The 6,788-nt window shown below is 63.1% G+C and carries 7 protein-coding genes; 1 reads left to right on the forward strand and 6 read right to left on the reverse strand.

The annotated features are described in order from the left end of the window. On the reverse strand, nucleotides 1–182 hold a 182-nt coding region (locus ABNU97_RS16530), incomplete at its 3' end, for a laccase domain-containing protein (protein WP_348767767.1). Then, nucleotides 175–1,152 (reverse strand): 23S rRNA pseudouridine(1911/1915/1917) synthase RluD, encoded by a 978-nt coding sequence (gene rluD, locus ABNU97_RS16535; protein WP_348767768.1) that lies wholly within the window; start codon nucleotides 1,150–1,152, stop codon nucleotides 175–177. The genes rluD and ABNU97_RS16530, both read right to left, overlap by 8 nt. Nucleotides 1,153–1,268: 116 nt before the next feature. Between rluD and ABNU97_RS16540 the strand changes: the two genes are divergently transcribed. After that, nucleotides 1,269–2,180 carry an outer membrane protein assembly factor BamD gene (locus tag ABNU97_RS16540; RefSeq protein WP_348767769.1) on the forward strand — a complete coding sequence of 304 codons (912 nt, stop codon included), beginning with the start codon at nucleotides 1,269–1,271 and terminating at the stop codon, nucleotides 2,178–2,180. Nucleotides 2,181–2,261: 81 nt separating this feature from the next. Here ABNU97_RS16540 and ABNU97_RS16545 read toward each other — a convergent pair whose 3' ends face one another. From ABNU97_RS16545 to sucC, 4 genes are all read right to left on the reverse strand, one after another. Further along, nucleotides 2,262–3,887 (reverse strand): NAD+ synthase, encoded by a 1,626-nt coding sequence (locus ABNU97_RS16545; protein WP_348767770.1) that lies wholly within the window; start codon nucleotides 3,885–3,887, stop codon nucleotides 2,262–2,264. Between the two features lie 142 nt (nucleotides 3,888–4,029). Continuing rightward, nucleotides 4,030–4,473 (reverse strand): GFA family protein, encoded by a 444-nt coding sequence (locus ABNU97_RS16550; protein WP_348767771.1) that lies wholly within the window; start codon nucleotides 4,471–4,473, stop codon nucleotides 4,030–4,032. 513 nt (nucleotides 4,474–4,986) lie between these two features. Beyond that, complete coding sequence (gene sucD / locus ABNU97_RS16555) at nucleotides 4,987–5,856, reverse strand: succinate--CoA ligase subunit alpha (protein WP_348767772.1); 870 nt, start codon at nucleotides 5,854–5,856, stop codon at nucleotides 4,987–4,989. 54 nt (nucleotides 5,857–5,910) lie between these two features. Then, on the reverse strand, nucleotides 5,911–6,788 hold an 878-nt coding region (sucC, locus tag ABNU97_RS16560; RefSeq protein WP_348767773.1), incomplete at its 5' end, for an ADP-forming succinate--CoA ligase subunit beta.

Below are 6,788 nucleotides of genomic sequence, written 5' to 3' on the forward strand. Positions count from 1 at the left end.
AGGGCTGTGCGAATGCGCTCGCGGTTGGCGGCCACCGCGGCCGGGTCGTCGCCAGCACGATCGCCCAGGTTGAGGCTGTCGAACGGCGCTACGCTCACGCCGCCCGTGCGCAGCGTGGTACCGGCCTTGATATGGGCCGGCGCCGGCCAGTCGGCGGGCAGGAATCCGATCGGCTCAACCATCGCCATGGGCCTGTGCATCGGCTGCGAGGGCTGCCAGCAGCTGCTCGAAATCATCCGGCCGCGGCGCGCTCCAGCTCATGTATTCGCCGGTCACCGGATGCGTGAGGCCGAGCCGGCGTGCATGCAGTGCCTGCCGACGAAAGCCGCGCAGCGCGGTCGCGAACGCGTCGCTGGAATCGCGCGGCACGGCCAGCCGACGCCCGTAGGTGGCATCGCCCAGCAACGGAAACCGGATATGGGCCAGATGCACGCGAATCTGATGGGTGCGCCCGGTTTCCAGCCGGCAACGTACATGGGTATGCGCGCGATAGCGGTCGATCACGCGGTAATGCGTGATCGCCTCGCGCCCGGAGTCACGCACGGCCATGCGTTTGCGATCCACCGGATGGCGATCGATCGGCGCGTCGACGTGGCCGCCTGCGGTCATCACGCCCACGGCCACGGCCTCGTATTCGCGCTTGACGGTGCGTTCGGCCAGATCGGCGACCAGCTTGGCATGGGCCGCGAACGTACGGGCGACCACCAGAATGCCGGAGGTGTCCTTGTCCAGACGATGCACGATGCCGGCCCGTGGCAGCGCGGCCATCGATTCGTCGTGGTGAATCAATGCGTTCTGCAGGGTGCCATCGGGGTTGCCGGCCCCCGGATGCATGACCAGCCCGGCCGGCTTGTCGAGCACGATGATGGCCTCGTCCTCGTAGATGATGTTCAGACCGATCGGCTCGGCGACCACCCGTGCGTCGTCCGGCTCGCTGGGGACGGTCAGACGCACGGTTTCGCCGCCGGCCACCTTGGTCTTTGCCGGCGGGTTCTCGCCATCGACGGTCAGTGCCCCTTCGGCCAGCCAGTTCTGCAGGCGCGAGCGCGAATAATCGGGCAGCATCGCTGCCAGGGCACGATCCAGCCGGGCGCCGGAAAACTCTTCTGGGATCGGCGCCTCGAAATCCGGGGCACGATAACTTGCCGACATGGGCGTTTCTCTTGGTTTGCGAACACAAAGCGTGACATGGCGTACCGCGCGACCGTATAGGTATACTCCGCGTTCGTTTTTGATCTGTCGACGTGCGGCGCACGTCCGGGACTGGCATGCGGAAAATCGTTCTCGCGCTTTGTATTCTGATGGTTCTTGCGATCACCGGTTGCGGCGGCGACAAGGGCGTCAACGAAACCGGCTACAGCAGCGAGCCGCTGGTCGACCGTGACGGCAACAAGCTCGACTCGGCCGACGCCGAGCGCCTGTACAAATCCGCGCGTGAATTTCTCGTCGACGGCGACCCCGATCGAGCACTGAGATTATACGCCGAAGTCCAGGCGCGCTTTCCGTTCTCGCCCTATGCAGCGCAGGCGGAAATGGAATCGGTGGCCGCGCATTACAAGGCCAAGGAGTACGAGGCCGCGGTCTCGGCTGCCGATCGTTTCATCAAGCAGCGCCCGCGCAACGCGCATATCGACTACATCTACTACCTGCGCGGCCTGGCGAACTACGACCGCAACGATCCCGGCCTGCTCGGCGGCGATCCGGACAAGCGCGATACCCGCTTCCTGCAGCAGGCGTTCACCGACTTCAACTTGCTGGTGGAAAACTATCCGCAGAGCGTTTATCGCAAGGACGCCCAGCTGCACATGGTCGAAATCCGCAACCGCTTGGCGCAGTTCGAAATCAACGTCGCCGAGTACTATCTGCGGCGCCGGGCCTACGTAGCTGCCAGCCGCCGCGCCGAAACCGTGATCGAACGCTATCAGGGTTCGGATTCCGTGCCGCGCGCGCTGGAGATCATGGAAGAAAGCTATGCGAAGCTGGGGCTGGCCGACCTGGCCGAGGATGCCCGGGCAATCCTGCAGGCCTCCTATCCGAATTACGTCCTCCACCGCGACGAGTTCTATCGCCAGCGGGCTGGTGAGAAACCGCGTTACAGTCTGCCGGCGATGGACGCCCCCGCCAGCGAGGGCCAGACCATCGACGACGACGCCGATAGCGACGACGCACAGGCGCAGTAACGATATAACTCGAAAGGCGGCGGCTGGCTCTGAGGCCGCGGCCGTCGTGTCCCGCGCTAATGCGCGGAGACGCTGACAGGGCTAGAGGTCGCCGTAAACCGCAGTGATCGGATAGCGCCGATCGCGGCCAAAGGCACGACGCGTGACCTTCGGCCCCGGGGCCGCCTGGCGGCGCTTGTATTCGTTGCGCCGGATCAAACCCGCCACCTGACGCACATCTTCTTCGGCAAAGCCCCGTTCGCAGATCCCCTCGATCGATTCCGCCTGCTCGACATAGGCTTCGATGATGGGATCGAGCACGTCGTACTCGGGCAGCGTATCCGTATCGGCCTGATCGGCGCGCAGTTCTGCCGACGGCGGACGGGTGATCACGCGTTCGGGTATCACGTCGCTGCGGGTATTGCGGAACTTGGCGAGCCGGTACACCCAGGTCTTGTAGACATCCTTGAGTGGCGCAAAACCGCCGCACATATCGCCGTAAAGGGTGGCATAGCCCACCGCCATTTCCGACTTGTTGCCCGTGGCCAGCACCACATGGCCGAACTTGTTCGATAGCGACATCAGCAGCGCGCCGCGAATACGCGACTGCAGGTTTTCTTCGGCGGTATCCGGCTCGCGGTCGCCAAACAGCGGTGCGAGCGTATCCAGCAGCGCGGTAAAGCCGGCTTCGATCGGCAGCTCGTCGTACTTCACGCCCATACGCTCGGCCTGCTCGGCCGCATCCACGTTGCTGATAGCGGCGGTATAGCGCGACGGCATCGACACCGCCCAGACACGCTCGCCGCCCAGCGCATCGGCGGCAATCGCCATCGCCAGGGCCGAATCGATGCCGCCGGAGGCGCCGATCAATGCGCCCGGAAAGCCGTTGCGATCGACATAATCGCGGGTCGCGCGCACCAGCGCGTCGTAGACCAGCGCTTCGTCGGATTCGTCAGCGACGATCGAGGGGGCGCCTTGCGCCCCGCCCTGCGCCTGGGTATCGACACAAAACACGCCCGACTCGAACGCCGGCGCCCGCAGTATCAGCTGGCCGGAACGGTCGACCGCGCAGGAACGACCGTCGAATACCAGCTCGTCCTGGCCACCAACACAGTTCACATAGCAGATGGCCAGATCATTCGCCCGGGCGCGCTCGGCCAGCAGACCCTCGCGCTCGGCCTGTTTCTCGACATGAAACGGCGAGGCGTTGAGGTTGATGAGCACCTCGGCACCGGCCGTCTTGGCCTGGGCCGCCGGGCCCTGCTCCCAGATATCCTCGCAGATGGTCACGCCGATGCGATGCGAGTCCAGTTCGAATATGCAGGGCGATTCGCCGGCACGATAATGCCGGCGTTCATCGAACACCCCGTAGTTGGGCAGGCACTGCTTGCGATAGCAGGCAATACGCTCGCCATCGCGAATCACCGCCGCGGCGTTATAGATGACGTCGCCGACATACTCGGGGTAGCCGACAATGGCCGTAACCCCGGTCAGCTGCTCGGTAAGCAGCGACAACGCGGAGTCGATAGCCGCCGGCAGCCCGCGCCGCAGCAACAGGTCGTCCGGCGGATAGCCCAGCAATGCCATTTCGGGAAAGGCCACGATATCGGCGCCGTCGCGATCGCGCGCGGTGGCAGCCGCTTCGATCATCTGACGTGCATTGCCCTCGATATCGCCCACCCAGACATTGAGCTGGGCCAGTGCGATACGTAGCGAAGATTCGCCCATGCCGTATTCAACTCCTCGACGCGTGCCGACGCCCGTTCGCGCGACGCGCTGTACATGACAACTGCCAAGGATACGCCAGCGCTTGGCGCTTGTGACCCGTCGCGTGCCGCCAGATCACCGCAAAGCGGCCGATCGACCGGATTCAGCCGCTCAAACCCACCGCCGAACCGTCTTCACACTTTTCCAGACCATCGTCGATATCGAGCACGCGCTCGCGATAGAACAGATGCAACGTCGGCGCGATTTCATCCGGCAGTTTGCCGCCGTTGGCCTTGCGAAACAGCCCGTGGGGGATCACGGGAATACCCGGCTTGTGTACCCCGTACATCGTCAAGCCGCATTTAGGGCAGCCGTAACGCGTCATCTGCTTGCCCTCGACCTTGTGCACGAACAGCCGGGATTGGTCCGGCAGCTCGACGTTCTCGTGTGCCCAGCCGGCGGCCGACAGCACGTCGACGTTGTACAAGTCACGACAGCTACCGCAGTGGCAGTGCAGCGACAGTTTGGGCTGGTCATACGCGGTCATGGTCACATGGCCGCAGTCGCAGCTGAGTTCGTAGGTTTTGCTCATTTCGATTGTGCTCAATTGAACTATCACGTCATTCGAGCATTTATGGGCGGGGTAACTCTATAACGCCGCTGTTGTGACGCTGCGGGACTGGCTCAGAAGACGAGCGGTTCGGGCTGCTGCGCGACTCATACTCTTTTGTTTGCCCGACCATCCCCCGGTTTCAGTAGCATTTCGATCCAGAGCGCGTCAGTTCAAATCGCCGCTTCTGCGGCTATTTGCGCAACATAGCCAGCGGGCGTAAGCGCGCTTAGTTCTTTCTTAGGTCGCTCTTCGTTTTACTCACGATGCTAGCCGAGGATGATCGTGGTTGCGTGAGCGAGGCTCACGAACCAGTGCTCGTTCAAGCATTTAACTCAAAAACGGCCTTTGAAGAGTTCAGAGGATGGGCCGTACTGCGCAGGTCGCTTCGCAACCAGCGACGTGAACGCTTATCGACTGATCATCCGCTTTGAACCAAAAAAGCCGGCGCCGCAGAAGCGGACGCCGGCTTCGATCATCCAGCGGATGAGGATGCAATCAAGGCATCGATCAGCCCAGGATTTCTTCCATCTTGCTGCCGATCTCGGCGGTCGAACGCACGGTGGCGACACCGGCGGCTTCGAGGGCCTTGAACTTGTCGTCGGCCGTGCCCTTGCCGCCCGAAATGATGGCACCGGCATGGCCCATGCGCTTGCCGGGAGGCGCGGTCACGCCGGCGATATAAGCCACGACCGGCTTCTTCATGTTGCTCTTGATGAACTCGGCGGCTTCTTCTTCGGCGGTGCCGCCGATTTCGCCGACCATCACCACGCCTTCGGTCTGCTCGTCGTTCTCGAACATTTCGAGCACGTCGATGAAGTCCAGGCCGTGGATCGGATCGCCGCCGATGCCCACGCAGGTGGACTGGCCAAGGCCGATGTTGGTGGTCTGGAAGACCGCTTCATAAGTGAGCGTGCCGGATCTGGAGACGATGCCGATCTTGCCCTTCTGGTGGATATGCGCCGGCATGATGCCGATCTTGCATTCGCCGGGGGTGATCACGCCGGGGCAGTTCGGGCCGATCAGCACGGAGTTGGACTCGTCCAGCACCGAGCGCACCTTGAGCATGTCCATGACCGGGATATGCTCGGTGATACAGATGATGGTTTCGATGCCGGCAGCTTCGGCTTCGAGAATCGCGTCGGCCGCGAACGGGGCCGGCACGTAGATCATCGTGGCGTTGGCGCCGGTCTCTTTCACCGCGTCCGCGCAGGTGTTGAACACGGGCAGGTCGAGATGGGTTTCGCCACCGCGGCCGGGGGTCACACCGCCAACGATGTTGGTGCCGTAGGCGATGCACTGCTCGGAATGGAAGGTGCCCTGGGAGCCGGTGAAGCCCTGGACGATGAGTTTGGTGTCGTTATTGACGAGAATGCTCATGATTTGATCCTGGTCTAAAGCGTGTTCGTTGGAAGATCGATCGAAGGCCGGGGGTTAGCCCTTGGCCTCGGCGACGACCTTCTTGGCCGCGTCGGTCAGATCCTGAGCGGCAATGAGATCGAAGTCGCTCTCTTCGAGCAGCTTGCGGCCTTCTTCGGCGTTGGTGCCTTCCAGGCGCACGACCACCGGCACGCTGATGCCGACATCCTTGGCGGCGGTGATGATGCCTTCGGCGATCAGATCGCAGCGCACGATCCCGCCAAAGATGTTGACCAGAATCGCTTTCACGCCTTCACCGGCGGTGATCAGCTTGAACGCCTCGGTCACGCGCTCGGTGGTGGCACCGCCGCCCACGTCCAGGAAGTTGGCCGGCTCGCCGCCGTGCAGCTTGACCAGGTCCATGGTGCCCATGGCCAGACCGGCGCCGTTGACCATGCAGCCGATGTTGCCGTCGAGCTGGATGTAGTTCAGATCGTGCTCGGCGGCCTGGGCTTCGCGCTCGTTTTCCTGGGTGAGGTCGCGCATGTCGGCGAACTCTTTATGCCGGAACAGCGCGTTGTCGTCGAAGTTGAGCTTGCCGTCGAGGGCCACGAGGCCACCCTGCTTGGTGGTCACCAGCGGGTTGATCTCGACCAGCGAGGCGTCGCATTCGACGAACATTTCGTACAGGCCTTTCATGACCTTCACGAATTCGCCGACCTGCTTCTTGTCCAGGCCCAGGAAGAAGCCGAGCTGGCGGCCCTGATAGGCCTGGAAGCCCGCGGCCGGATGGATCGCGACCTGGGTGATCTTTTCAGGCGTGGATTCGGCGACTTCTTCGATATCCATGCCGCCTTCGGGCGAGGCGATAAAGGTCACGCGGCGGGTGGCACGATCGACCAGCACCGACAGATACAGCTCGGATTCGATATCCGCCGGCTTTTCGACATAGA

The organism is uncultured Salinisphaera sp. (assembly GCF_964012375.1).
Lineage (GTDB): Bacteria > Pseudomonadota > Gammaproteobacteria > Nevskiales > Salinisphaeraceae > Salinisphaera.